The organism is Enterobacter mori (assembly GCF_025244905.1).
GTDB classification, from domain to species: Bacteria; Pseudomonadota; Gammaproteobacteria; order Enterobacterales; family Enterobacteriaceae; genus Enterobacter; species Enterobacter mori_A.
Map to the genome: position 1 here is coordinate 4,380,270 of NZ_CP104285.1, position 26,430 is coordinate 4,406,699.

Below are 26,430 nucleotides of genomic sequence, written 5' to 3' on the forward strand. Positions count from 1 at the left end.
GGTGGCGGCTTCGCCTTACCCGACCTACAAAAAAGGGTGGCTAGTGCCACCCTTTTTTCAACTCTCTTTCACCTGCCCCCGCGTGACCGGAACCGGCAACCAGGCGCGAATGCTCAACCCTCCCCGCTCGCTGGTACCAATCTCCAGCAACCCGTTATGGTTATCCACAATTCGCTGCACGATCGCCAGGCCTAAGCCCGTTCCGCTGGTGCTGCGCGCGCTGTCGCCACGCACAAACGGCTGGAACAGATGCTTACGCTGCTCGGGCTTGATGCCCGGACCGTCGTCTTCCACCTGGAACCAGGCGCGGTTGAGCTCAGAGCCGCTGCTGACCTTAATCCAGCCGTTGCCGTAGCGGGCCGCGTTGACCACCATGTTCGCCACTGCACGTTTGATGGAGAGCGGGTGCATACGCACCTGAATTTCCCCGGCCTGAAGGTCAGTTTCAATCTCACGCTCGTAGCCGCTTTCCGCCGCCACCACTTCGCCCAGCACCGCGTTCAGGTCAGCCATCTCCATCGGCATCTCCTGCCCGGTACGCAGGTAATCGATGAACTGCTCAATGATGGCATTACACTCTTCGATGTCCTTGTTAATGGACTCGGCAAGGTAACCGTCCTCTTCCCCCATCATCTCCGTCGCCAGACGAATACGCGTCAGCGGCGTGCGCAGGTCATGGCTGACGCCCGCCATCAGCAGCGTACGGTCATCCGCCAGCTGCTTCACGCCTGCCGCCATATGGTTAAAGGCGCGCGTTACCGAGCGCACTTCTGAGGCGCCATACTCGCGCAGCGGAGGGGGAATAATCCCTTTACCGACCTGCAGCGCCGCGTGCTCCAGGTCGACCAGCGGTCGGTTCTGGATACGGATAAACAGCCACGCGCCGCCTATCGCCAGCAGCATGATAGCCAGGGTGTAGCGGAACAGCGGCGAGAAGTCGCCCTGATGGATTTCGGTCAGCGGGACGCGCACCCAGATGTTGGGTGAGAGCCAGGTTTTCAGCCAGACAACCGGTGAGCTCTTATTGACCTCAACGCGCACTTCCGTCGGGCCGCCAAGCTGCTGCGCCATCTGCTGGCTGAGGAATTCGTAGTGCTGCGCCCAGCGCAGGCCAGCGTCTTCTGCCGCTTCGTTGGAGTAGAGCGAAATGCCCAGCTCACGGTAGATTTCACGACGAAACGCCGGGGGAACAACCAGCTGCGTGCCGTCCTCCAGCTGCAGCTTATCGGTCATCAGCATACGGACTTCGTAGGCAAGGACCTTATTAAACTGCTGGAGGCTCGGCAGGATCGCAAAGTTCAGCACCACCAGATAGGTCGTCACCAGGCTGACGAACAGCAGGGTGACGATCAGTAACAGGGTGCGGGCAAACGAGCTGCGCGGCGAGAAGCGCATTCGCCTCATGCTTTAGAGCCGTCCGGCACGAACACGTAGCCCAGACCCCATACGGTCTGAATATAGCGAGGATGCGCCGGATCTTCTTCCACCATGCGGCGCAGGCGGGAGATCTGCACGTCAATGGAGCGTTCCATTGCGGAGTATTCGCGACCGCGCGCCAGGTTCATCAGCTTGTCGCGGGAGAGCGGCTCACGCGGGTGGCTGACCAGCGCTTTCAGGACGGCAAACTCACCGCTGGTCAGCGGCATAGGCTCGTCTTCACGGAACATCTCACGGGTGCCGAGGTTCAGCTTGAACTTGCCGAAGGCGATGACGGCTTCTTCCTGTGACGGTGCGCCAGGCAGTTCGTTCGCCTGACGGCGCAGCACAGCGCGAATACGCGCCAGCAGCTCGCGCGGGTTAAACGGTTTTGGAATGTAGTCGTCCGCGCCGATTTCGAGGCCCACGATACGGTCAACCTCTTCGCCCTTCGCCGTCACCATAATGATCGGCATCGGGTTGCTCTGGCTGCGCAGACGGCGGCAAATGGAAAGCCCGTCTTCGCCAGGCAGCATCAGGTCGAGCACCATCAGGTGAAAAGATTCACGGGTCAGCAGACGGTCCATCTGCTCAGCGTTCGCGACGCTACGAACCTGGAAGCCCTGCTCGGTCAGATAACGCTCAAGCAGCGCGCGCAGGCGCATGTCGTCATCCACGACCAGAATTTTGTAGTTCTCTTGCATTGTGTGTACTCCCAAAGGTTCGGATAGTCTTTGTAACAGCGTATTCTAAAAAAGTGCACGTATTCGACCAGCTAATTCTGGTATAAATTCTAGTCGAAATTGTTACAAAGCATATTTAACAGCAGCTTATCTGCTCATTTCATCACATAAATCATTATTAATCCTGTCTGTTACACTGTGAGCTACGTATTGTGCGCAAGACAGTAAACCGGCAGCAAAGGCTTCACCATGAAAACGCCCCTGATCACCCGCGAAGGGTACGAGAAACTCAAAAAAGAGATGGATTACCTGTGGCGCGAAGAGCGTCCTGAAGTGACCAAAAAGGTGACCTGGGCCGCAAGCCTGGGCGATCGCAGCGAAAATGCGGACTACCAGTACAATAAAAAGCGACTGCGTGAGATCGACCGCCGGGTTCGCTACCTGACAAAGTGCCTTGAGAACCTGAAAATTGTCGATTACTCCCCGCAACAGGAGGGCAAAGTATTCTTCGGCGCGTGGGTTGAAATCGAAAACGATGACGGCAACACCCTGCGGTTTCGTATTGTTGGCTACGATGAAATTTTTGGTCGTAAGGATTACATCTCCATCGACTCCCCGATGGCCCGCGCGCTGCTGAAAAAGGAAGTGGGCGATCTGGCCGTCGTTCAGACCCCTTCCGGCGAAGCCAGCTGGTACGTGAACGAAATCGAGTACGTTAAATAGTCCGAGAGCGCCCTCCCCGGCTGGCATTTTGCCGTGTCAGCCCGTATAACTATCCCCTGATTTTTCGACTCAACAGATGATAAAGCCATGATGAAAGATTCGCTCTGCCGCATTATTGCGGGTGATATTCAGGCCAGAGCCGAACAGGTAGAAGCTGCCGTTCGCCTGCTTGATGAAGGGAACACCGTGCCGTTTATTGCACGCTATCGTAAGGAAGTCACCGGTGGTCTGGATGACACACAGCTGCGTAACCTGGAGACACGTCTGGGTTATCTGCGCGAGCTGGAAGAACGTCGTCAGGCGATCCTGAAATCCATCGGCGAACAGGGCAAGCTGACCAGCGAGCTGGAAAACGCCATCAATGGCACCCTGAGCAAAACAGAATTAGAAGATCTCTATCTGCCGTATAAACCGAAGCGTCGCACGCGCGGGCAGATTGCGATTGAAGCGGGCCTTGAGCCGCTGGCCGACCTGCTGTGGAACGAGCCTTCTCACGACCCGGAAACCGAAGCGGCCAAATTTATCGACGCTGATAAAGGCGTAGCGGACACCAAGGCCGCCCTCGACGGCGCACGCTACATTCTGATGGAGCGGTTCTCTGAAGACGCCGCCCTGCTCGCCAAAGTGCGTGATTACCTGTGGAAAAACGCCCACATCGTCTCTACCGTGGTGGCGGGCAAAGAGGAAGAAGGCGCGAAATTCCGCGACTACTTCGATCATCACGAACCGATTTCTACCGCGCCGTCGCACCGCGCGCTGGCGATGTTCCGCGGCCGCAACGAAGGCGTGCTCCAGCTCTCCCTGAATGCAGACCCGCAGTTTGACGAGCCGCCGAAAGAGAGCCACTGCGAGCAGATCATTATCGGTCACCTCGGCCTGCGCCTGAACAACGCCCCGGCGGACAGCTGGCGTAAAGGCGTGGTGAGCTGGACCTGGCGGATCAAGGTGCTGATGCACCTCGAAACCGAGCTGATGGGCACCGTGCGCGAGCGCGCCGAAGACGAAGCGATCAACGTCTTCGCCCGTAACCTGCACGACCTGCTGATGGCCGCCCCGGCCGGCCTGCGCGCGACCATGGGCCTCGACCCGGGCCTGCGTACCGGCGTGAAGGTTGCCGTCGTTGACGGCACCGGCAAGCTTGTCGCTACCGACACCATTTACCCGCACACCGGTCAGGCAGCAAAAGCCGCCGTCGTGGTGGCGGCGCTGTGCGAGAAGTACAACGTGGAACTGGTCGCCATCGGCAACGGTACGGCCTCACGCGAAACCGAACGTTTCTATCTCGACGTGCAGAAACAGTTCCCGAAAGTGACGGCGCAGAAAGTGATCGTCAGCGAAGCGGGCGCATCCGTCTATTCCGCGTCCGAGCTGGCGGCGCTGGAGTTCCCGGACCTGGACGTTTCCCTGCGCGGCGCGGTTTCTATCGCACGCCGCCTGCAGGATCCGCTGGCCGAACTCGTGAAGATCGACCCGAAATCCATCGGCGTAGGCCAGTATCAGCACGATGTGAGTCAGACGCAGCTGGCGCGCAAGCTGGATGCGGTGGTGGAAGACTGCGTAAACGCCGTCGGCGTGGACCTGAACACCGCCTCCGTTCCTCTGCTGACCCGCGTGGCGGGCTTAACACGCATGATGGCGCAGAACATCGTCTCCTGGCGCGATGAGAACGGTCAGTTCCAGAACCGTCAGCAGCTGCTGAAGGTGAGCCGTCTGGGACCAAAAGCCTTTGAACAGTGCGCAGGCTTCCTGCGCATCAACCACGGCGATAACCCGCTCGATGCCTCTACCGTTCACCCGGAAGCCTACCCGGTTGTGGAGCGCATTCTGGCCGCAACCCAACAGGCGCTGAAAGACCTGATGGGCGACAGCAGCGCGCTGCGTAACCTGAAAGCATCGGATTTCACCGACGAACAGTTCGGCGTACCGACGGTCACCGACATCATCAAAGAGCTGGAAAAACCGGGCCGCGATCCGCGTCCTGAGTTCAAAACGGCGACCTTTGCTGACGGCGTGGAGACCATGAACGACCTGCTGCCCGGCATGGTACTGGAAGGTGCGGTCACCAACGTCACCAACTTTGGCGCGTTTGTGGATATCGGCGTGCACCAGGATGGCCTTGTCCACATTTCTTCCCTCGCCGACAAGTTCGTTGAAGACCCGCACACCGTGGTCAAAGCGGGCGACATCGTGAAGGTGAAAGTGCTGGAAGTGGATCTGCAGCGCAAGCGTATCGCCCTGACCATGCGCCTGGACGAGCAGCCGGGCGAAACCAACGCGCGCCGCGGCGGCAACGGCGGTGGCCGCGAGCAGCAGCGTCCAGCGGCCAAAGCGGCAAAACCGCGCGGACGTGACGCACAGCCTGCGGGCAACAGCGCGATGATGGATGCGCTGGCGGCGGCAATGGGGAAGAAACGCTAAGGTAATAAATATCCCCCCTCACCCTAACCCTCTCCCCAGAGGGGAGAGGGTACCCATCGAGCCCCTCGCCCCTCTGGGGAGAGGGGTTGGGGTGAGGGGAATAAAATCATATCGAAATATATGAAACCGATTGCATATCCATATTTAAACCACGAATTATCACCTCATTAACAAATACTCTTCTTTTTATTTCCACCTCAATTTTATAAATATTGAGCAAGGTCAATCTGACCGCAAATTAATACGATTAACAACATTCCGTCACAGTTTTAATATTGCTGATAAAAACTATTCTCATTATCATCATTGTGTAGATTATTTAACCTCTCGTGGGATCAGGCGCTATGCAATTCACTCCAGACAGTGCATGGAAAATTACCGGTTTTACTCGTGAAATTAGCCCTGCCTATCGGCAAAAGCTCTTGTCATTAGGCATGCTACCCGGCTCGTCATTCCAGGTGGTACGCGTGGCCCCGCTGGGCGACCCTGTCCATATCGAAACCCGACGCGTCAATCTGGTACTACGTAAGAAAGACCTCGCCTTAATTGAAGTCGAAGCGTTATCTCAATAACAAGCCAGCGGTTCAGTGAGTCTATTACAATGAAAAAATTAACTATTGGCTTAATTGGCAATCCTAATTCCGGCAAGACAACCTTATTTAATCAGTTAACCGGTGCGCGCCAGCGCGTTGGCAACTGGGCAGGCGTGACGGTTGAACGCAAAGAAGGCCAGTTCACGACGACAGACAATCAGGTCACGCTGGTCGATCTGCCTGGCACCTATTCGCTCACCACGATTTCATCCCAGACCTCGCTCGATGAGCAGATCGCCTGCCACTATATTCTGAGCGGCGACGCGGATATGCTCATCAACGTGGTGGATGCGTCCAACCTTGAGCGCAATCTCTATCTGACGCTGCAGCTGCTTGAGCTGGGTATTCCCTGCATCGTGGCGCTTAACATGCTTGATATCGCAGAGAAGCAGAAATTGCGCATCGACGTCGATGCCCTCTCCGCCCGACTGGGCTGCCCGGTGGTTCCGCTGGTCTCTACCCGCGGGCGCGGCATTGACGCCCTGAAGCTGTCCGTTGACCGCCATGCAGGCAACGCCGACGTTGAACTGGTGCACTACGCGCAGCCGCTGCTTCGCGAAGCCAGCCAACTGGCGGAAGAGATGGACACCGCCATGCCTGTCAGACAGCGTCAATGGCTCGGCCTGCAGATGCTGGAAGGTGATATCTACAGCCGCGCCTATGCCGGTGACGCGGCAGATAAACTCGACGTCGCGCTCGCACGCCTTAGCGATGAACTGGACGACCCCGCCCTGCACATCGCGGATGCCCGTTATCAGGCCATCGCCGCGATTTGCGACGTGGTCAGTAACGCCCTGACGGCAGAGCCCAGCCGCTTTACCGCCGCCGTTGATAAGATTGTGCTCAACCGCTTCCTCGGTTTGCCGATCTTCCTGCTGGTGATGTACCTGATGTTCCTGCTCGCCATTAACATCGGCGGCGCGCTCCAGCCTGTCTTTGATGCCGGTTCCGTGGCGATCTTCGTGCACGGTATCCAGTGGCTGGGCTACACCCTGCACTTCCCGGAATGGCTGACCATCTTCCTCGCCCAGGGGATTGGCGGCGGTATCAACACCGTGCTGCCGCTGGTACCGCAGATCGGTATGATGTACCTGTTCCTCTCCTTCCTCGAAGACTCCGGCTATATGGCTCGCGCGGCGTTCGTGATGGATCGCCTGATGCAGGCGCTGGGGCTGCCGGGTAAATCCTTCGTGCCGCTGATTGTTGGCTTCGGTTGTAACGTGCCGTCGGTGATGGGTGCACGTACGCTGGATGCACCGCGTGAACGGCTGATGACCATTATGATGGCGCCATTTATGTCCTGCGGGGCGCGTCTGGCCATCTTTGCGGTCTTTGCCGCCGCTTTCTTTGGTCAGCAGGGCGCGCTGGCGGTCTTCTCGCTGTACGTGCTCGGCATCGTGATGGCGATCCTGACCGGTCTGATGCTGAAGCACACCATTATGCGCGGTGAAGCGTCACCGTTTGTGATGGAGCTGCCGGTCTACCACATACCGCATCTGAAAAGCCTGGCAATTCAGACCTGGCAGCGCCTGAAAGGCTTCGTGCTGCGCGCCGGTAAGGTGATTGTCATCGTCAGTATCTTCCTGAGCGCGCTGAACAGCTTCACGTTGAGCGGGCAAGCGGCAGATAACATCAACGACTCCGCGCTGGCCTCCGTCAGCCGTGTCATCACGCCGGTGTTCAAACCGATTGGCGTGCATGAGGATAACTGGCAGGCGACCGTGGGCCTGTTCACCGGCGCGATGGCGAAAGAGGTGGTTGTCGGCACGCTGAACACCCTTTACACCGCCGAGAATATCCAGGAAGCGGAATTTAACCCGGCGGAGTTTCACCTCGGCGACGAGCTGCTCGGCGCGGTGGAAGAGACCTGGCAGAGCCTGAAAGACACCTTCAGCCTGAGCGTGCTGGCGAACCCGATTGAGGCCAGCAAAGGCGACGGCGAAATGGCGACCGGCGCCATGGGCGTGATGAGCGAGAAATTCGGCAGTGCGTCAGCGGCCTACAGCTACCTCATCTTCGTGTTGCTGTACATTCCGTGCATCTCGGTGATGGGGGCGATTGCCCGTGAGTCCAGCCGCGGCTGGATGGGCTTCTCCATTCTGTGGGGGTTGAATATCGCTTACTCCCTGGCGACGGTGTTCTATCAGACCGTAAACTTCAGCCAGCACCCGCGTTACAGCCTGGTCTGCATCCTGGCGGTGATCCTGTTTAACGTGATAGTGATTGGCCTGCTGCGTCGGGCGCGGAGCCGCGTTGATATCAACCTGCTGGCGACGCGTAAAACCCCGACCTCCTGCTGCAACAGCCCGGCTGGCGACTGTCACTAAGGGGCAAACAGATGGCGTCGTTGATTCAGGTTCGTGATTTACTGGCGTTACAGGGGCGCATGGAGGCAAAGCAGCTGAGCCTCAGCCTGCATACGCCCCAGCCGATGATCGATGCCATGCTGGAAAGACTCGAAGCGATGGGAAAGGCCGAGCGTATTCAGGAAGAGCCGGACGGTTGTTTGTCCGGCAGCTGTAAACGTTGCCCGGAAGGGAAAGCCTGCCTCAGGGAGTGGTGGACACTGCGCGAATAAAGCCGGACAGCGCCGAACAAAACTCGCCGGGGTGCGAGATAAACGGCGCGTGTGCCGCTTTGGCAACCACCAGCGATTGGCTCTCCGGCCACAGGTCATCCAGCAGCGGAACCACCTTGCGCGGCACCAGCCCGTCCAGATAACCATAAATACGCAGATGCGGGACCGCCAGCGACGCCAGTGGTTCACGCAGATCGACCGTTTTCAGGATCTCAAGCCCCCCGTTAAGCACCTCAACGTCAGGCATCGGCAGCGAAAGCACGGTCTGTTTCAGCGTGCGCGCGTCCTGACGCGCGGTGTCTGTTCCCATCGTCTGCAGCGCGAGAAAACGTTCCACCGTCCGCTGAAAGTCTTCGCTTAGCTGCTGCTGGAATCCGGCCAGCACTTCAGGCTTGATCCCCGGCCACGCGTCCTGCGCGCTAAAGCACGGTGACGAGGCCACGGTAACCAGCGCGCTCACGCGCCCGGGGTTATCCAGCGCAATTTTGCTTGCCACCAGCCCACCCAGGCTCCAGCCCAGCCAGACGGCGCTTTGCGGCGCGGCATCCAAAACCTGCTGCGCCATCTCATCAAGCGACATCGCGCCAAAGCCGCGGCTGCGGCCATAGCCCGGCAAATCCACCAAATGAAGTGTAAATTGCGAGGCGAGTTCCTCACTTACGCAACGCCACACTTCAGCATTCAGTCCCCATCCGTGCAGCAGCACAAGATGACAATTTCCCGTCCCGACGGTCTGCCACCACAGCGTCTTCATCAGCTATCGTTCTCTTTTTTTACATGGAGGTTGCCTATGCTAACAGTGCCCGGCTTGTGCTGGCTATGCCGAATGCCGCTTGCGCTCAGCGCGTGGGGGATTTGTTCCGTCTGTACCCGCTCGCTGGAAGGACGCATCGTGGGGTGTCCGCAATGTGGGTTACCGGCGGTCAGCCTGGCGATCCCCTGTGGCCGCTGCCTGAAAAAAGCGCCGCCGTGGCAAGCGCTTGTGGCGGTGGATAATTATGTTCCGCCGCTCAGCCTGCTTATCCACGCGCTGAAGTTTTCCCACCAAAGCATACTGGCGACGCCCCTTGCCCGCCTGCTGCTTCTCGCCGTTTTGCAGGCGCGACGAACGCGCGCGCTGCCACGGGTCGACATGCTGATGAATGTCCCCCTGCACCACCGTCGTCACTGGCGGCGCGGCTATAACCAAAGCGACCTGCTCTGTCGTCCGCTCGCCCGCTGGCTTGGATGCCGTTACGCTGCCTCCGCGCTCAGGCGCGTGCAGGCAACCGCAATACAACATCAGCTCAGCGCGCGGCTTCGCAAAAGGAACCTGAAAAATGCCTTCCGCCTTGAATTGCCGGTTCACGGCCTCCATATCGCGCTTGTGGATGACGTCGTCACCACGGGCAGTACCGTTGCTGAACTTTCCCGACTGCTTTTGCAAAGCGGCGCCGCGTCGGTTCAGGTATGGTGTCTGTGCCGTACCTTGTAGCCCTTCTTCAATGGGCGTATGATTATACCCAGGTAATTTAGTCAACTATTAGGCCAAAGCTATGATCCGTATTTCCGATTCTGCACAAGCGCACTTTGCCAAATTGCTGGCAAATCAGGAAGAAGGGACGCAGATCCGCGTGTTTGTGATCAATCCAGGCACCCCGAATGCAGAATGTGGTGTCTCGTATTGTCCTCCGGACGCTGTGGAAGCAACTGACACTGCCCTTAAATTTGAACAGCTCACCGCGTACGTCGATGAACTGAGCGCGCCGTATCTTGACGATGCGGAAATCGACTTTGTTACAGACCAACTGGGTTCTCAACTGACCCTGAAAGCACCGAACGCGAAAATGCGTAAAGTGTCTGACGATGCCCCGCTGATGGAGCGCGTTGAGTATCTGCTGCAATCGCAGATCAACCCACAGCTGGCAGGACACGGTGGCCGTGTAACCCTGATGGAAATCACGGAAGACGGTCTGGCGATCCTGCAGTTCGGCGGCGGCTGTAATGGCTGTTCTATGGTCGACGTGACCCTGAAGGAAGGGATCGAGAAGCAGCTGCTGAACGAATTCCCGGAACTGAAGGGCGTGCGCGATCTGACCGAGCACCAGCGCGGCGAGCACTCTTACTACTAATTCAGTCCCCGTCTGTACCGCCCGGTGACGCTGCGCTTACCGGGCCTACAAAGACAGCGCGGTTTGATGCCCTCACCCTTGCCCTCTCCCACAGGGAGAGGGAACAAACACTAAAACCGGCAACATGCGTTGCCGTTTTGCCTTTACCTCCCCTCCATATGTTGACCTGCATCTCATAATTTAAATTTTACCTGCCTGGGTGATTCTCAATCACATAATGTTACCCGTATCATTCTCGTGGGCACTCAACACCCTTATAACAGCCGACTAAACTTAATGGTTTCGCAGGCATCAGTATGAGTGCCGTTAACGCTCTGTTCCCAGTTGGGACAATCGGAATTTGTCGTTGAAACAATGACGTTACCCATAACAATTCAAAGGCCAGGTAAATCATGCCATTAGTCATCGTCGCTATCGGTGTTGTGTTATTACTGCTCTTGATGATCCGTTTCAAAATGAACGGATTTATCGCTTTGGTTCTGGTGGCACTTGCAGTCGGTCTGATGCAAGGGATGCCGCTGGTGAAAGTCATCAGCTCGATTAAAGCCGGTGTCGGCGGCACGCTCGGCAGCCTGGCGTTGATCATGGGCTTCGGCGCCATGCTCGGCAAAATGCTGGCGGACTGCGGGGGTGCGCAGCGTATTGCCACCACCCTGATTGCCAAATTCGGTAAACAGCACATTCAGTGGGCCGTGGTGTTAACCGGTTTTACCGTCGGTTTCGCGCTGTTCTATGAAGTGGGCTTCGTGCTGATGCTGCCGCTGGTGTTCACCATCGCCGCTGCGGCAAACATCCCGCTGCTGTATGTCGGTGTGCCAATGGCTGCAGCGCTGTCCGTGACCCACGGCTTCCTGCCGCCGCACCCGGGTCCAACCGCTATCGCCACCATCTTCCACGCGGATATGGGTAAAACACTGCTGTTCGGTACGATTCTGGCGATCCCAACCGTGATTCTGGCAGGCCCGGTTTATGCCCGCTTCCTGAAAGGCATTGATAAGCCGATTCCGGAAGGTTTGTACAGCGCCAAAACCTTCACCGAAGAAGAGATGCCTGGCTTTGGCGTCAGCGTCTGGACCTCTCTGGTGCCGGTGATACTGATGGCGATGCGTGCTGTCGCTGAGATGGTTCTGCCAAAAGGTCACGCGTTTCTGCCCGTTGCGGAGTTCCTGGGTGACCCGGTGATGGCCACGCTGATTGCGGTGCTGATCGCGATGTTCACCTTCGGTCTGAACCGTGGCCGCTCGATGGATCAGATCAACGACACGCTGACCTCTTCCATCAAAATCATTGCCATGATGCTCCTGATCATCGGCGGTGGCGGTGCGTTCAAGCAGGTTCTGGTCGACAGCGGCGTGGACAAATACATCGCGTCCATGATGCATGCCACCAACCTTTCCCCACTGTTTATGGCATGGTTTATCGCCGCCGTTCTGCGTATCGCGCTGGGTTCTGCAACCGTTGCGGCCATCACGGCAGGCGGTATCGTTGCCCCGCTGATTGCGACCACGGGCGTAAGCCCTGAGCTGATGGTTATCGCGGTCGGTTCCGGTAGCGTGATTTTCTCTCACGTTAACGACCCTGGTTTCTGGCTGTTCAAGGAGTACTTCAACCTGACTATCGGTGAAACCATCAAGTCCTGGTCCGCGCTGGAAACCATTATTTCGGTGTGTGGTCTGGTCGGGGTGCTGCTGCTGAATATGGTGGTCTGATAAAAAAAAGCCGGGTGGCGCTGACGCTTACCCGGCCTACATTCTATTCCCTCTCCCTCTGGGAGAGGGTTAGGGTGAGGGTGAAACTACCGCTTCTTACCCACCGCCCTTCTGCGCTTGTCCAAATCCTTAATCAGCCTGTTCACCCCATCATCGGCAAACATCTTCTCAAGCGTTGTGGACAGCTTGCGACGCCAGTTCTTGTACTGATAGCTGGTGCCCGGGATGTTCACCGGCTCCGCCATATCAATCCAGTCTTCCGGTTGCAGGCCCAGCAGGGCGCTGTTGCTGTCAGCAATATAACGCTGCAAACCACGGTTAAGCGTGGAGGTCATCGACATCAACGATGCCTTATGTCCGGCGCGTTTCGGCAGACAGCCCTGCTTGTGCAGCGCATCCAGCAGCCCCTGTTTGGAGAGTTCGCGATCCTGGTACAGGCCGCGCAGAACCTCTTCATCAGGATACAGTCCCAGCGTTTTACCGAGCGTCAGGTCGCCGCTTTCCCAATAGCCACGAAGCGTAGGAAGGTCATGCGTCGTCGCGACTGCCATTGACTGTTCAGGGTACGCTTTCGGCGCGCGGAAGGTTTTCTCATGGTCGTTTTCAAAATAGAGCACTTTATAGGAGTAGACGCCGCTGTCGCGGAGCTTGCTGACAATTTCCACCGGCACGGTACCGAGATCTTCACCGATCACCATGCACTGATGACGCTTGCTTTCCAGCGCCAGGATCGACAGCAGATCGTCAACCGGGTACTGCACGTACGCTCCGTGATCGGCCGTTTCACCGTAAGGGATCCACCACAGACGCAGCACGGACATCACGTGGTCGATACGCAGCGCCCCGCAGTTCTGCATGTTCGCGCGCAGCAGGTCGATAAACGGCTCGTAGGCGCGCGCCGCCATGACGTGCGGATCCATCGGCGGCAATCCCCAGTTCTGACCGAGCGGGCCAAGGATATCCGGAGGCGCGCCGACGGAGGCTTTCAGACAGTAAAGCTCGCGATCGCACCAGGTTTCCGCACCGCCTTCCGCCACGCCCACGGCCAGGTCACGATACAGACCGATCGGCATTTTATAGCCCTGGCTCACCTGCCAGCAGGCGGCAAACTGGCTGTACGCCAGCCACTGCAGCCACAGGTAGAAGTCCACTTCATCGGCATATTTTTTACAGAAGGCTTTCACTTCAGGCGTGTCGACGGACTGATACGCTTCCGGCCAGACCGGCCAGCCCCAGCGCATTTCGTCCTCTTTCACCTGATACGCGTGCAGCGCATCAAACGCCGCCTGCCAGTACAGGCTCTCGCCCTCCTGGGTGACAAACTGACGGAAGGCCGTCATCTGCTCGTCATCGCGCTTCGCAAAACCTTTCCATGCCAGACGCAGTGCCGCCATTTTCAACGCGGTGACGGTGGCGTAGTCCACCCAGTCGGCGTCACGCGCCTGCTTCAGCGCATGCTGCGTGGTACTGAGGTTCCACCACGCCTGCGCCTCTTTGCTGTTTTTGAAGTCATCTAACGCGTTAACGTCGATGTAAATCACGTTCAGCCAGCGACGGGACGACGGGCTATACGGGCTGGCACTTTCCGGGTTCGCCGGATAAAGCGCGTGGATCGGGTTGAGGCCGATGAACGCGCCGCCGCGCTCGCCCACATCCACCAGCATCTTTTTCAGGTCGCCAAAATCCCCGATGCCCCAGTTGTTGTCCGAACGCAGCGTATAGAGCTGCACGCAGGCGCCCCACAGCTTTTTACCTTCGAGCAACGCCTGCGGCTCGTAGCAGCGTTTTGGTGCGACGATCACCCGACAGTGGAAACGCAGGTCATCCTGGGTGAGCGTTAAGGTGTGATAGCCCTCCGGCAGCTTCGCCGGAAGGTTAAGCGTTTTGCCACCGGTAGCGTGGCCTTTGTGCTGATGCCCCTCTTCGGTGGTGAGCAGCCAGCTAAACTCGCCGCGCCCCTCCACCGCCAGCGGCATCTTTTTGCCTGCGGTGAATACCTTCACGTTCGGCACTGGTGCAACCGACGCTTTCGCGTCGGCTTTGTGCATGGCATCCAGCAAACGTCTTTTGGTGTCGGCGCCAATAGACTGCGGTTTGCCGTGCGCATTGATGTAACTGAGGCTGATCCCCGCCGCCTGCGCGGCACTGTCCAGACGTTTACTCTCCATCGCGCTTCCTTAGCGTTTTGCCTGCCAGATACGGGCCTGATAATCACGGATTGAGCGGTCAGAGCTGAACATGCCGCAGCGGGCGGTGTTCAGGATGCACGCGCGGGTCCACGCTTCCTGGTCGCGATACAGCACGTCGACCTGTTTTTGCGCTTCAACGTAGGCAGTAAAGTCAGCCATTACCAGATACGGATCGCCGCCGTGTTTGTCCATGCTGTGCAGCATCTGGTCAAACGCGTGCTTGTCACCGCCGCTGTATTTGCCGCTTTCCAGCTCTTTCAGCACAGCATCCAGCACTTTGTCTTTCTTACGCCATTTCACCGGATCGTAGCCTTTGGCCTTGATGGCTTTCACCTCTTCCACGGTATGGCCAAAGATAAAGATGTTCTCTTCACCGACCTTCTCGGCGATTTCGACGTTTGCCCCGTCGAGCGTACCGACGGTCAGCGCGCCGTTCAACGCCAGCTTCATGTTGCCGGTGCCGGAGGCTTCTTTTCCTGCGGTTGAGATCTGCTCGGAGATATCCGCCGCCGGGATCAGCATTTCAGCCGCCGAGACGCAGTAGTCCGGCAGGAACACCACCTTCAGCTTGTCGCCCACTTTCGGATCGCTGTTGACAGCCTCCGCCACTTTGTTAATGGCGAGGATGATGTTTTTCGCCAGGTAGTAGCCCGGCGCCGCTTTCGCACCGAACAGGAACACGCGCGGCACGCGGTCGGCCTGCGGGTTCTCGCGGATCTCTTTATACAGCGCCAGAATGTGCAGCAGGTTCAGGTGCTGGCGTTTGTACTCGTGCAGACGTTTGATCTGGATATCGAAAATGGCATTCGGGTTGATCTCAATCCCGGTACGCACTTTCACGAACTCTGCCAGGCGAACCTTGTTCTCCAGCTTGATCGCACGGTACTGCTCGCGGAATTTCGCGTCGTCAGCCTGTTTTTCCAGATTGATGAGCTGGTCCAGATCGTTGGCCCACTCTTTCTTCAGGGTCTTGTCCAGCAGGCCAGCCAGCAGCGGGTTGCACTGCTTGATCCAGCGACGCGGCGTGATGCCGTTGGTCACGTTGTGGAATTTGGTCGGCCACAGCTGGTGGTATTCCGGGAACAGATCTTTCACTACCAGATCCGAGTGCAGCGCCGCCACGCCGTTAACGGCAAAGCCGCTGACTACGCACATGTTCGCCATGCGCACCTGTTTGTCGTGAACCACCGCCAGCTTCGCCCAGACCGCTTTGTTGCCCGGCCAGGTTTTATCCACCAGGGTTTTAAACTGGTCGTTAATCTTGTTGATGATCTGCATATGACGCGGCAGCAGCGTTTTCACCAGCTTCTCATCCCAGCACTCGAGCGCTTCCGGCATCAGGGTGTGGTTGGTGTAGGCAAAGGTACGGCTGGTGATGGCCCAGGCGTCGTCCCAGCTCAGCTGATGCTCGTCGATCAGCACGCGCAGCAGTTCCGGGATGGCAATGGTCGGGTGCGTGTCGTTGAGCTGAATCACTTCGAAGTCCGCCAGCTGCGCCAGCTTGCGGCCCGCCAGGTGATGGCGACGCAGAATGTCCGCCACGGAGCAGGCGCACTGGAAGTACTGCTGCATCAGGCGCAGCTTTTTACCCGCCAGGTGGTTGTCGTTCGGGTAGAGCACTTTCGTCAGCTTCTCGGCGTCGATACCCTGCTGCTCGGCGCGCAGGAAATCGCCGTCGTTGAATTTGGTCAGGTTAAACGGATGCGCATGCTTCGCCTGCCACAGGCGCAGCGGTTGCGCCACGCCGTTACGGTAGCCGAGCACCGGCAGATCCCAGGCTTCACCGGTAATGGTGAACGCCGGTTCCCAGAGCCCCTGCTTAGTGACTTTCCCGCCAATGCCGACCTGCACATCGAGCTGCGCGTTGTGGCGGAACCACGGGTAGGTGTTGCGATGCCAGTCATCCGGTGCTTCCATCTGATGCCCGTCGGCGAACGACTGACGGAACAGGCCATACTGATAGTTCAGGCCATAGCCAATCGCGGACTGACCAACGGTTGCCATAGAGTCAAGGAAGCAGGCCGCCAGACGACCCAGACCACCATTCCCCAGCGCCGGGTCAGTCTCTTCTTCCAGCAGGTCGGTCAGGTTTATGTCGTGTTCTTTCAGCACATCGCCGACGTCCTGATACCAGCCGAGGTTCAGCAGGTTGTTGCCGGTCAGGCGGCCAATCAGGAATTCCATCGAGATGTAGTTCACGTGACGCTGGCCCTTAACAGGCTTCGCCACCGGTTGAGCATCCAGCTGCTCTGCGAGCGCACCGCTCACCGCCTGCCACCACTGGTGAGGCGTCATCTCGTTTGCAGCACGAAGGCCAAAACGCTGCCACTGACGCGTCAGGGCAGCCTGGAATTGAGCTTTGTTGAAAGTAGGCTGTGACATAGGGAATTGGCATCCTGTAGAAAGAAAACACATGTTGGCGCTAGTGTGCCTGGCTCATTCCGCCTCTTCCTCCTCCTGTGGGGGATTAGGCAGGGAGGAGTAGCGGGGATGAGCATAAAAGTGTGATCGAGGCCACTCTGTAAGTGTGAACGGCAGGTGAAAAGATATCCTGGAAGAGTGTCAAAAAAATGAAATGCAGTTCCGCAAGAAATTATTCCACGCAGAAATAATTGCTTACGTACAATAATATTTCTGCAATCGGGTAATAACTGTGGAGATTATTAATCGCCCTTAACTTTACCAGGAGTATATTACATTTAACGTTACTATCCCTTTCTGAAACCAGTTTCAGCGCAGCCGCAACACAGCCATACAAGCCAGCATTGACGGGGCGTCAAAGACCTTTCCAGAAAGTTCCATCATCTGCCTGAATGTTTTGTGACAGAGTGCAAATTCACAGCCACCAAATCCAGACATAACTTGCAATAGTTAACTTATTGGCCGACCTTATATCCATTAATTACGAAGCGCAAAAAAAATAAAATCTCTCGTTCCCCACAGTGAAGTGAAACCTATGTTGATTCCGTCTAAATTAAGTCGCCCGGTTCGTCTTGACCATACAGTGGTCCGCGAGCGTCTGCTGGCTAAACTTTCCGGCGCGCATAATTTCCGACTGGCGCTGGTTACGAGCCCTGCAGGTTATGGAAAAACAACGCTCATTTCACAATGGGCCGCAGGTAAAAGCGATCTCGGCTGGTACTCCCTCGACGAGGGTGATAACCAGCAAGAGCGTTTTGCCAGCTATCTGATTGCCGCCATCCAACAGGCCACCAATGGGCATTGTGTCGCCAGTGAGGTGATGGTGCAAAAGCGCCAGTACGCCAGCCTGTCTTCCCTTTTCTCACAGCTGTTTATCGAACTGGCCGAATGGCATCGCCCGCTATATGTGGTGATTGATGATTATCATCTGATCACAAACCCGGTGATCCACGAGTCGATGCGCTTCTTCCTGCGCCATCAGCCAGAAAACCTGACCTTAGTTGTCTTGTCACGTAACCTGCCGCAGTTGGGTATTGCCAACCTGCGCGTGCGCGATCAGCTTCTCGAAGTGGGCAGCCAACAGCTGGCCTTCACCCACCAGGAAGCGAAACAGTTCTTTGACTGCCGCCTGACCTCGCCGATTGAGGCCGCCGAAAGCAGCCGCCTGTGTGATGATGTCGCGGGCTGGGCCACGGCGCTGCAGCTTATCGCGCTCTCTGCCCGGCAAAACAACAGTCCGGCGCATCAGTCTGCGCGGCGTCTGGCGGGTATCAACGCCAGCCACCTTTCTGATTATCTGGTGGATGAGGTGCTGGACAGCGTCGATCCCTCTACCCGTAATTTCCTGCTGAAGAGCTCCCTGCTGCGTTCCATGAACGATGCGCTGATTGTGCGCGTCACCGGCTGTGAGAACGGCCAGCTACAGCTTGAAGAGATTGAACGTCAGGGGCTGTTTCTGACACGTATGGACGACCCCGGCGAGTGGTTTAGCTATCACCCGCTGTTTGGCAGCTTCCTGCGCCAGCGATGTCAGTGGGAACTGGCGGTTGACCTTCCGGAGATCCACCGCGCCGCTGCGGAAAGCTGGATGGCACAAGGCTTCCCGAGCGAGGCCATCCACCACGCGCTGGCCGCCGGTGATGCCAGCATGCTGCGCGATATCCTTCTCAACCATGCATGGGGCCTGTTCAACCACAGCGAGCTGACGCTGCTTGAAGAGTCGTTAAAAGCGCTGCCGTGGGAAAGCCTGCTGGAGAACCCGCGTCTGGTGCTGCTGCAGGCCTGGCTGATGCAGAGCCAGCATCGCTACAGCGAAGTTAACACCCTGCTGGCGCGTGCCGAGCAGGAGATGGAAAGTGAAATGGATGCCACCCTGCACGGCGAGTTTAACGCCCTGCGTGCTCAGGTGGCGATCAACGACGGCGATCCGGAAGAGGCAGAACGCCTGGCGATGGTCGCGCTGGATGAACTGCCGCTGGCAAACTTCTACAGCCGCATTGTGGCGACTTCGGTGCATGGCGAAGTGTTGCACTGTAAGGGCGACCTCACCCGCTCGCTTTCACTGATGCAGCAAACCGAACAGATGGCGCGTCGTCATGATGTCTGGCACTACGCGCTGTGGAGCCTGATCCAACAGAGCGAGATTTTATTTGCGCAGGGGTTCCTGCAGGCCGCCTGGGAAAATCAGGAAAAAGCGTTCCAGCTGATTCGTGAACAGCACCTGGAACAGCTGCCGATGCACGAGTTCCTGTTGCGTATTCGCGCTCAGCTGCTGTGGGCGTGGTCGCGTCTGGACGAGGCCGAAAGCTGCGCCCGTCAGGGTGTAGACGTACTCTCCAGCTTCCAGCCGCAGCAGCAGTTGCAGTGTCTGGCGCTGCTGGTCCAGTGTTCGCTGGCGCGTGGGGATCTGGATAATGCCCGCAACCACCTTAACCGCCTGGAGAACCTGCTCGGCAACGGTCAGTATCACAGCGACTGGGTGTCAAACGCCGATAAGGTTCGGGTGATTTACTGGCAGATGATCGGCGATAAAAAGTCCGCCGCCAACTGGCTGCGTCAAACGCCGAAACCGGAATTTGCCAACAACCACTTCCTGCAGAGCCAGTGGCGGAACATTGCCCGCGCGCAGATCCTGCTGGGTGAGTTTGAACCGGCCGAGATCGTGCTGGAAGAGTTAAACGAAAACGCACGCAGCCTGCGGCTGATGAGCGACCTGAACCGCAACCTGCTGCTGCTGAACCAGCTCTACTGGCAGGCTGGGCGTAAAAATGACGCTCAGCGCGTGCTGCTGGAAGCCCTACAGCTGGCTAACCGCACCGGGTTTGTCAGCCACTTTGTCATTGAAGGTGAAGTCATGGCGCAGCAGTTGCGCCAGCTTATTCAGCTCAATACGCTGCCGGAACTGGATCAGCATCGCGCTCAGCGTATTCTGCGCGAGATTAACCAGCACCATCGCCATAAGTTCGCCCATTTCGATGAGAACTTTGTAGAACGTCTGCTGAACCACCCGGAAGTCCCTGAACTTATCCGCACCAGCCCGCTCACCCAGCGTGAATGGCAGGTTCTCGGGCTGATCTATTCCGGCTACAGCAATGAGCAGATTGCCGGTGAGCTGGCGGTCGCGGCGACCACCATCAAAACGCATATCCGTAATCTGTATCAGAAGCTGGGTGTGGCGCATCGACAGGATGCGGTACAGCATGCGCAGCAGCTGTTGAAGATGATGGGGTACGGTGTTTAATTTTTTTCTCAAATAAAAAGTGCGATAGCCTCGCACTTTTTATTTTTAATGAAAAAAACCATTCCCAGCAATTATAAATTAATCACAACGATCAATATTTAATATATTAAAATTCCGAAAACATTTCCTCGCCGTTGACTTTACCCCTCCGCAGAAACACTATCCCCTCATAAATACCCAGTGCGGTAGCCATATTTATTATGAATATAAATAAGCCTTCTATTAATACTGAGATTACGTCATGGATTTCAGTAGATAAATGGATTCAGTCCCTCTCTTCTGGTTCTCTTTTTGCCATTCTGGCCAATACAAACGGCGCTCATGGCGTAAAAGCCTGGTATAAATATGATGGTTCGGCGACGCCTTTTGGCCTCTACAGCAATACTCGTTATGCCGAATGGCGTGCTGTTATGCCTGTGCTGGTTCCCGTGGCACGGTACAGCCGCTTCCTCCTCTGGGTCGAAAAAGAGTCTGCAAATCATCGTGGCTGGGGCTGGCTGGGCAACTCATCGTTATCGACGGAGAAGATCGCTGCCCAGCTCCGAAACCTTATGCAGGTTAACATGCCTGAAGGCAATACCGTTTTCTTTCGCTACTGGGATGCCGGTTTTTTTTCGCATCATGTCAATTTTTATGGTGAAGAATGGGGAAAAATACTGCCCGCATTTTCTGATTACTGGCTGAATGGTAAGACACATCATCTCACAACGTCTCCAGAGAGCGTGCCGCAACACCGCTTCCCATTGTCAATCCCTCAAAATTTAATTGATACAATGAATCATTCAAACAATATGCCATTCGTTTTAAATGCCCTGAAAGTAATAAGTGAGGTTTATCCTGAACGCATTTTAAACTGGCCAGAAAAACAACTTACGAGACGTTTAGGTCAATTGCTGACGCCAGAAGTGTGCAGCAAGAATGACTGGCTGAGTATTGTGATGTCAGAACTGGACAGGACATAAAAATGGCATACGGTTACACTTACCCTGGCTATTCCCCCTCGGGAAAGCTGATTTACATTACCGTTCCCTATTCACCCGAACATATTTTATCTGAAGCCAATGAGAAATTTCAAAGTGCGATTACTGATATCAAAAATTCGATAACTAACTACCGCTCAGATAATAAAAATCAATTTTGGGGTAGTCTGCTGGATATGGAGCAGCAGATAAAATCAGGTGATATGGTATTAACCACAGAAAATACAGAAAAGAAAAAAATCGGTTCCTGGATGGAATGCAGTAAAAATACGGGAAAAACGGTCACATTGACACATGCCTTTGAAGCCGCGAAATTTATTCCAATCCCAGACATGCAGTTTCAGATTTTAAAGTTTTCCGCAGAACAAAAAAAGAATGCAAATCCGGTACGCTATCGGGGAGCGTTTTTTCAGGATGTCAACGCTCTTGGTTTTCAGGAATGGCGGAGCATAAATATTAATGGAGGAACACCTGTAGGGTCTGTGCAGAAATTTGACGCACGGGGTCAAGCCATCCTGAACATTCCTGCCTGTGAAGCAGGTTATGAATTTGCGCTTGTGATTAACTCAGACATCAGCGATGAGATGATTAACCAGCTCGTGGAGTCTTATCGCAGCGTGGCCGATGCATGTGCAAGCTGGTTACAAACAACGTGGGACAATGAGCTAAATCCGGCCTGGGAGGAATGGGCAAAAAATCCTAATCTGGATGGGGTTCAGGCCGTGTCTCATATTGTCACAGGGATGCTCAGCCAGATAATGGCACTGTACGATACGGTAAAACTGATTTGGGACTGGATAACAAACTGTAATCTGGATGCGCTCAGTAAATATATTTCAGCAGAAGGTTTACAGGAACTTCAGAAGCAAATCGAAAATGGCACAAAACAAATATCGGATACGCTTATGATGCTAAGCGATGAAATTCTTATCTACATCGTCGGTAAGACCTTACTGCACTTTATAAGCCTTCTCACTCCGCAACTGATTGTTGATACGATTGGAGAAGCATTTGGACAGATACTTATTATGGTGATCCTTAATTTAATTCTACCCGCAGGAATAATGACATATCTGGTTGACGGCCTGGACAACCTGAGCGGGTTTGCCACGACTTCTGATATTCCCAAAATATAATCCTCAAGGACAACAAAAATGGCAAAAGGATTTCCATTTAAAATAAATTCCCTGCTCGATGATATACGTACAGCCCTCAAATCATCCCATCACCTGGAGATGACCGCCAGCATTCCGAACGCGGGTCATCTCAATACAAAAAAAAGTTACAGCGCTGAACTAAGCAGGGATCCGGCACGCCCCGAAAACATCTCCTTTAACGCAGACTATCAGCACACCCACCAGACGGCACTCGGTATCGAAATAAAGCCGCACAACCAGTCCGGCAGGGGGCCGGATGGTAAAAACACGCCTCCTCATAAAGATACCCCCACCGATGGTGACCCGGTTTCGCTCCTGAACGGCGAAGAGCTGCTCGCCATTGAAGACGGCACACTCCCGGGCCTCCCCGCCTTTACCTGGCGACGCTTTTACCGCTCCACAGCCGCCGGCATTAACGGTCCGCTCGGGCACGGCTGGACCCACAGCCTCGCGCATACGCTCACGTTTCATGGCGATACCGTGGAGTGGCGCGACGATGAGCACCGTACCACCGTCTTTCCCCTGCCGGATGAGAGCGCCCCCCACATTCTGAACCTCACCGGTCGCGCCACGCTCGGCCCTGCCCGGGTAAACGGATTGCCCCTCCGGGACGGCTATGCCCTGAGCAGAGGTAACGGCCTGGAGTATATTTTTATTCGCGACGGCGACACGGCCAGGCTGAGCGTGATTCAGGACCGGTACGGCAACCAGTTGCACGTGGGCTGTGACCCTTCCGGGCGGCTGGCCTCGCTCAGTAACAGCGCGGGCTGGCGGCTCGCCTTCGTGTACACCTCCGCGACCGCTCCGCTGATATCGGAAGTCAGACGTCAGTTCAATCGCAATAACGGCGAGGGCTGGCAGACGGAACATATCCTCGCCCGCTACGGCTACAGCGACAGCGGCCAGTTAATTTCCGTGCGCAATGTTTCTGACGAGACGGAGCATTACCGCTATCGTCCGGATAACGTGATTATCTCGCGCCGACTCGCCGGCGGCGCGGAGTTTCACTGGGAGTGGGAGGACGTCGACGGTCAGGCCCGCTGCACCCGGCAGTACGGCAACTTTGCGCAGCTGGATACGCGCTACGCTTACGACACCGCCGCCCGCCGCGTCACCCTGACCCGCGCCGACGGCTCGCAGCAAACCCATGAGCACAATGAAACCGGCCTGCAGACCCTTGAGGTCAGCGCCTCCGGGGCGCAAAAACAGTGGCGATATAATGAGGCCGGCCTGTGTACTGCCTTTATCAACGGTGAAGGCGACACCTCGCGCTATTTTTACAGCGAAACGGGTGAGCTGAACCTGGTCACGCTGCCGGACGGTCAGAGTGTGCGTTACGCCTGGCTGAACGGCGCGGTCGTCAGAAAACAGCAGGGGCACGGTCGTGACGCCCTGGTCTGGCAGTATCGGCGCAACGCCTGCGGGGACATCACGGAGGCCATCACCCCGGATGGCCTGAGCACCCGCTGGCAGTACTCCCCGCAGGGATGCATCACGCAGGTTATTCTTCCCGATGGCGACGTTCGCCGCTTTCGCTACGACGCGCTGGGCCGCTGCGAGTCTGAAACGCGCCGCAGCGGAACGCGTCAGTATACCTACCGCGGAAGCTGCGTTCATCCCGCCACCGTTCAGGACGAGTACGGCAGCCTCACCCGTTATGAATATAACGCCGCCGGCCATCTGCTCAGCCTGACGCACCCCGACGGCACGGCCGCGCACTGGCGTTACAACGCCTGGGGAAAAGTCACCCGTCATGAGGATGAAGCGGGCCGGGTCACGCACTATGACTACGATGCCCCGCTGCATCTGTTAACCCGCAAGCGCCTGCCGGACGGCACCTCACTACAGTACCGCTACGATAATGTGCACCTGCAGGTTAGCGAAATCATTAACCAGAAGGGGGAGTCCCACCGCCTGCGCTACCAGGAAGACGGCCTGCTGTGTGAGGAAATCCGCTTCGACGGGGTGAAAACGCAGTGGTCATACGACCGGGCCGGGCGGCTGAAAGAGAAGCGGGAATACGGCAGCGACCACAGCGCCACGCCGTGGGTGACCACGTATGACTATGCCCCCGGCGGGCATCTGGTCTGCACCACCCTTCCGGACGGGGAGACCCTGCGCCGCCGCTATGACGCCGCGGGACGACTGACTGAAGCTGAAGACGCCTCCTCCTCCCTGGCCTGGCAGTATGACCGCTTCGGGCGCCTGACGGCGGAGTACCAGGAGCGGGCCACCACCCGCTACCGTTACGATGAACTGGGCCGCCTGAGCGGCGTGATGCAGCCCGACGGACAGTGGCAGCAGTTCAGCTATGACGCCGGACGCCTGACGCAGTTGCATCTCGGCGACACCCTCCTCGCCCGCTGGCAGTACGACGGCAAAACGCGACTCAGTGCCTGGCAGCAGGGCAACGGCCTGCTGCACCAGTACCGGTACGACAGCCGGGGGCGCCGCACCCTGCACCGGCAGACCCTCCATGACGCCGTCCGCCACGCGCAGGCGTTTCAGTATTCCCCTGACGGCCGGCTGACGGACATTACCGGCGATGACCCGCGACGCTATCACTACGATGACGCTGGCCGCCTGCTGCAGGCTGAGCTGCCGCACCAGCGTCCGGAGGACCAGCCGGAAGAGGGATTCACCTGGGACACCACGGGTAACCGCGTCTGGCATCCCGGCCAGGCGCAGCAGGATGTGACCGGCAACCGCCTGCTGAAATACGGCGGCACACGGATGTCGTATGACCGCTTCGGCCGCCTGACTGAGCAGCACGGCTTCCGGGGCGTCACCCGCCATCACTATGATTGCCGTCACCGTCTGGTACGCAGCGAGCTGCCCGACGGGCAGCAGGTCACGTATACTTATGATGTTCTTAACCGGCGCACATCAAAGACCGGTCACGGGGAAACGCGGTACTTTTTCTGGCACGGCTCCCGCCTCTCCGGTGAAATGCTCTCCGGCAGACGGGACTACCGGGGCTATATTTATCACCCCGGCAGCTGGACCCCGCTGGCGCAGACGCACCACCATGCTCTGGTGCAGACTCCGCAGGTGTGGTGGTACGGCACGGACACCACCGGCGCGCCCGTTGAGCTGACGGACGCAGCAGGGAAAACGGTCTGGCGGGCACAGCGGCTCGCCTGGGGTACCCTCAGGGAGGAAACCTGGCTGGCTGAGGGGACAGATAACTGCCTGCGCCTGCCGGGCCAGTATGAAGACCGCGAGACCGGGCTCTTTTACAATCTGCACCGTTACTACGACCCGCGCCACGGGCGGTATATCACGCCGGACCCGATAGGGTTGAAGGGTGGGCTTAACCAGTACACATACGTACCAAATCCGCTGAAATGGATAGATCCGCTTGGGTTATGTAAGGGTGATATAATTACTTATCGTGGAGATAATAGAAGATCTCCCGATGAGATATTCAGAGATGGATTTAAACCTAAAGGTGACAGTGATGATTTATTTTTACATGCCCTTGACAGCGATAATCCACCAAGTAATTTTATCAGTACCACGCCAGATAGAAATATAGCTACAGAATTTGCTACTAGCTACGGAAGTAAAGATGGATACGTATATTATACTCGAGCTAGTAATGGCATTGATATTAATAAGGCATTAGGTGCGGACTCACCTTTCACTAGAGAAGCGGAAATAGCTGTACCAGGGGGATAAAACCAGAAGATGTTCTTGGTGCTACACCAGTCAATGCGGATGGTAGTTGGGGAAACTATACTATATTGAATCCAAACAGGTATTGAGTGTTATGAAAGAAGATATTAAGATAATTGATATAATAAACAACGGCATTAATGAAAGAGCCGAAATTCGACTAAAAGAAGTAGATTCAATATGCAGATTAGAGTTCTTTTATAATAACGGAGAAAATTGTATCATATCTGAAGGGAATGATTATTTTTCTTGTCTTGTTGAACTCAGAAGAAAAGCACCTTATATTAAGTTCTTATGTAAGGGAGCAAAGATAAATGTCTATCCGTCGAGTATGGCCAGGCAGATGTCTCAAGGGATGGTTGCATATGAGCTTGTTATAGGGAAACAAGCGGCCAGAGACAATATAGTGCACACTTTTGATTTTGATGACAAGAATATTGCTGAAACTCCAGATGAGCAAATTGATTTTTATAAAAAATGGGTCGGTTCATTAAGAAAATAAAAACAATGTCGGGAAAATCCTTTTCATTTCT

18 protein-coding genes are annotated in these 26,430 nt (G+C 56.3%); 13 read left to right on the forward strand and 5 right to left on the reverse strand.

Translation table 11 applies throughout. The features are described 5' to 3' along the window. Positions 1-57: 57 nt before the first annotated feature. Together envZ and ompR are read right to left on the reverse strand one after the other, a co-directional pair. A complete protein-coding gene (envZ, locus tag N2K86_RS20795; RefSeq protein WP_047360493.1) occupies positions 58-1,404 on the reverse strand; it encodes a two-component system sensor histidine kinase EnvZ in 1,347 nt (448 codons plus the stop codon). After that, positions 1,401-2,120: an osmolarity response regulator transcription factor OmpR gene (ompR, locus tag N2K86_RS20800; protein WP_001157751.1), complete on the reverse strand. Its 720-nt coding sequence runs from the start codon at positions 2,118-2,120 to the stop codon at positions 1,401-1,403. Before ompR ends, envZ begins: the two co-directional genes overlap by 4 nt. A gap of 228 nt (positions 2,121-2,348) precedes the next feature. On the opposite strand from ompR, the gene greB reads away from it, so the two are divergent. The 5 genes from greB to feoC all read left to right on the forward strand — a co-directional run bounded on the left by greB (position 2,349) and on the right by feoC (position 8,411). Next, positions 2,349-2,822 carry a transcription elongation factor GreB gene (gene greB, locus N2K86_RS20805; RefSeq protein ID WP_010436410.1) on the forward strand — a complete coding sequence of 158 codons (474 nt, stop codon included), beginning with the start codon at positions 2,349-2,351 and terminating at the stop codon, positions 2,820-2,822. A gap of 87 nt (positions 2,823-2,909) precedes the next feature. Further along, a complete protein-coding gene (locus N2K86_RS20810) occupies positions 2,910-5,240 on the forward strand; it encodes a Tex family protein (RefSeq protein ID WP_260659812.1) in 2,331 nt (776 codons plus the stop codon). Positions 5,241-5,584: 344 nt separating this feature from the next. Next, on the forward strand, positions 5,585-5,812 hold the full coding sequence (gene feoA, locus N2K86_RS20815; RefSeq protein ID WP_010436417.1) for a ferrous iron transporter A: 228 nt from the start codon (positions 5,585-5,587) through the stop codon (positions 5,810-5,812). 29 nt (positions 5,813-5,841) lie between these two features. After that, positions 5,842-8,160: a Fe(2+) transporter permease subunit FeoB gene (gene feoB / locus N2K86_RS20820; protein WP_260659813.1), complete on the forward strand. Its 2,319-nt coding sequence runs from the start codon at positions 5,842-5,844 to the stop codon at positions 8,158-8,160. Positions 8,161-8,171: 11 nt separating this feature from the next. Then, a complete protein-coding gene (feoC, locus tag N2K86_RS20825) occupies positions 8,172-8,411 on the forward strand; it encodes a [Fe-S]-dependent transcriptional repressor FeoC (RefSeq protein WP_260659814.1) in 240 nt (79 codons plus the stop codon). Here feoC and bioH read toward each other — a convergent pair. Beyond that, on the reverse strand, positions 8,383-9,165 hold the full coding sequence (bioH, locus tag N2K86_RS20830; protein ID WP_260659815.1) for a pimeloyl-ACP methyl ester esterase BioH: 783 nt from the start codon (positions 9,163-9,165) through the stop codon (positions 8,383-8,385). The genes feoC and bioH overlap by 29 nt on opposite strands. A 36-nt stretch (positions 9,166-9,201) precedes the next feature. On the opposite strand from bioH, the gene gntX reads away from it, so the two are divergent. From gntX to gntT, 3 genes are all read left to right on the forward strand, one after another. Then, on the forward strand, positions 9,202-9,885 hold the full coding sequence (gntX, locus tag N2K86_RS20835; protein WP_260659816.1) for a DNA utilization protein GntX: 684 nt from the start codon (positions 9,202-9,204) through the stop codon (positions 9,883-9,885). A gap of 61 nt (positions 9,886-9,946) precedes the next feature. Next, complete coding sequence (gene nfuA, locus N2K86_RS20840; protein WP_010436427.1) at positions 9,947-10,522, forward strand: Fe-S biogenesis protein NfuA; 576 nt, start codon at positions 9,947-9,949, stop codon at positions 10,520-10,522. 392 nt (positions 10,523-10,914) lie between these two features. Further along, positions 10,915-12,231 (forward strand): gluconate transporter, encoded by a 1,317-nt coding sequence (gene gntT / locus N2K86_RS20845; protein ID WP_260659817.1) that lies wholly within the window; start codon positions 10,915-10,917, stop codon positions 12,229-12,231. An 86-nt stretch (positions 12,232-12,317) separates the two neighbouring features. Here the strand turns inward: gntT and malQ are convergent, their stop codons facing one another. Both malQ and malP read right to left on the reverse strand, forming a co-directional pair. Beyond that, positions 12,318-14,399 carry a 4-alpha-glucanotransferase gene (malQ, locus tag N2K86_RS20850; protein ID WP_260659818.1) on the reverse strand — a complete coding sequence of 694 codons (2,082 nt, stop codon included), beginning with the start codon at positions 14,397-14,399 and terminating at the stop codon, positions 12,318-12,320. Between the two features lie 9 nt (positions 14,400-14,408). Further along, positions 14,409-16,802, reverse strand: coding sequence for a maltodextrin phosphorylase (gene malP, locus N2K86_RS20855; protein ID WP_260659819.1), 2,394 nt, complete (start codon positions 16,800-16,802; stop codon positions 14,409-14,411). 574 nt (positions 16,803-17,376) lie between these two features. Here malP and malT point away from each other — a divergent pair. The 5 genes from malT to N2K86_RS20880 all read left to right on the forward strand — a co-directional run bounded on the left by malT (position 17,377) and on the right by N2K86_RS20880 (position 26,399). Beyond that, positions 17,377-20,082: an HTH-type transcriptional regulator MalT gene (gene malT / locus N2K86_RS20860; protein WP_260659820.1), complete on the forward strand. Its 2,706-nt coding sequence runs from the start codon at positions 17,377-17,379 to the stop codon at positions 20,080-20,082. A 200-nt stretch (positions 20,083-20,282) separates the two neighbouring features. Next, positions 20,283-21,044: a DUF4123 domain-containing protein gene (locus tag N2K86_RS20865; protein ID WP_260659821.1), complete on the forward strand. Its 762-nt coding sequence runs from the start codon at positions 20,283-20,285 to the stop codon at positions 21,042-21,044. A gap of 2 nt (positions 21,045-21,046) precedes the next feature. Further along, positions 21,047-22,198 (forward strand): hypothetical protein, encoded by a 1,152-nt coding sequence (locus N2K86_RS20870; RefSeq protein WP_260659822.1) that lies wholly within the window; start codon positions 21,047-21,049, stop codon positions 22,196-22,198. Between the two features lie 99 nt (positions 22,199-22,297). Beyond that, positions 22,298-25,900 carry an RHS repeat-associated core domain-containing protein gene (locus N2K86_RS20875; RefSeq protein ID WP_260659823.1) on the forward strand — a complete coding sequence of 1,201 codons (3,603 nt, stop codon included), beginning with the start codon at positions 22,298-22,300 and terminating at the stop codon, positions 25,898-25,900. Between the two features lie 91 nt (positions 25,901-25,991). After that, positions 25,992-26,399, forward strand: a complete 408-nt coding sequence (locus N2K86_RS20880; protein WP_260659824.1) for a hypothetical protein — start codon at positions 25,992-25,994, stop codon at positions 26,397-26,399. Positions 26,400-26,430 lie beyond the last annotated feature (31 nt).

What these genes read in the sequence shown, in the direction of transcription:
- feoB (WP_260659813.1), top strand. Translation starts at nt 5,842, where the DNA reads ATGAAAAAATTAACTATTGGCTTAATTGGCAATCCTAATTCCGGCAAG.
- malP (WP_260659819.1), bottom strand. Translation starts at nt 16,802, where the DNA reads ATGTCACAGCCTACTTTCAACAAAGCTCAATTCCAGGCTGCCCTGACG.
- gntX (WP_260659816.1), top strand. Translation starts at nt 9,202, where the DNA reads ATGCTAACAGTGCCCGGCTTGTGCTGGCTATGCCGAATGCCGCTTGCG.
- feoC (WP_260659814.1), top strand. Translation starts at nt 8,172, where the DNA reads ATGGCGTCGTTGATTCAGGTTCGTGATTTACTGGCGTTACAGGGGCGC.
- gntT (WP_260659817.1), top strand. Translation starts at nt 10,915, where the DNA reads ATGCCATTAGTCATCGTCGCTATCGGTGTTGTGTTATTACTGCTCTTG.
- ompR (WP_001157751.1), bottom strand. Translation starts at nt 2,120, where the DNA reads ATGCAAGAGAACTACAAAATTCTGGTCGTGGATGACGACATGCGCCTG.
- N2K86_RS20875 (WP_260659823.1), top strand. Translation starts at nt 22,298, where the DNA reads ATGACCGCCAGCATTCCGAACGCGGGTCATCTCAATACAAAAAAAAGT.
- malT (WP_260659820.1), top strand. Translation starts at nt 17,377, where the DNA reads ATGTTGATTCCGTCTAAATTAAGTCGCCCGGTTCGTCTTGACCATACA.
- nfuA (WP_010436427.1), top strand. Translation starts at nt 9,947, where the DNA reads ATGATCCGTATTTCCGATTCTGCACAAGCGCACTTTGCCAAATTGCTG.
- N2K86_RS20870 (WP_260659822.1), top strand. Translation starts at nt 21,047, where the DNA reads ATGGCATACGGTTACACTTACCCTGGCTATTCCCCCTCGGGAAAGCTG.
- bioH (WP_260659815.1), bottom strand. Translation starts at nt 9,165, where the DNA reads ATGAAGACGCTGTGGTGGCAGACCGTCGGGACGGGAAATTGTCATCTT.
- N2K86_RS20880 (WP_260659824.1), top strand. Translation starts at nt 25,992, where the DNA reads ATGAAAGAAGATATTAAGATAATTGATATAATAAACAACGGCATTAAT.
- feoA (WP_010436417.1), top strand. Translation starts at nt 5,585, where the DNA reads ATGCAATTCACTCCAGACAGTGCATGGAAAATTACCGGTTTTACTCGT.
- greB (WP_010436410.1), top strand. Translation starts at nt 2,349, where the DNA reads ATGAAAACGCCCCTGATCACCCGCGAAGGGTACGAGAAACTCAAAAAA.
- malQ (WP_260659818.1), bottom strand. Translation starts at nt 14,399, where the DNA reads ATGGAGAGTAAACGTCTGGACAGTGCCGCGCAGGCGGCGGGGATCAGC.
- N2K86_RS20810 (WP_260659812.1), top strand. Translation starts at nt 2,910, where the DNA reads ATGATGAAAGATTCGCTCTGCCGCATTATTGCGGGTGATATTCAGGCC.
- envZ (WP_047360493.1), bottom strand. Translation starts at nt 1,404, where the DNA reads ATGAGGCGAATGCGCTTCTCGCCGCGCAGCTCGTTTGCCCGCACCCTG.
- N2K86_RS20865 (WP_260659821.1), top strand. Translation starts at nt 20,283, where the DNA reads ATGAATATAAATAAGCCTTCTATTAATACTGAGATTACGTCATGGATT.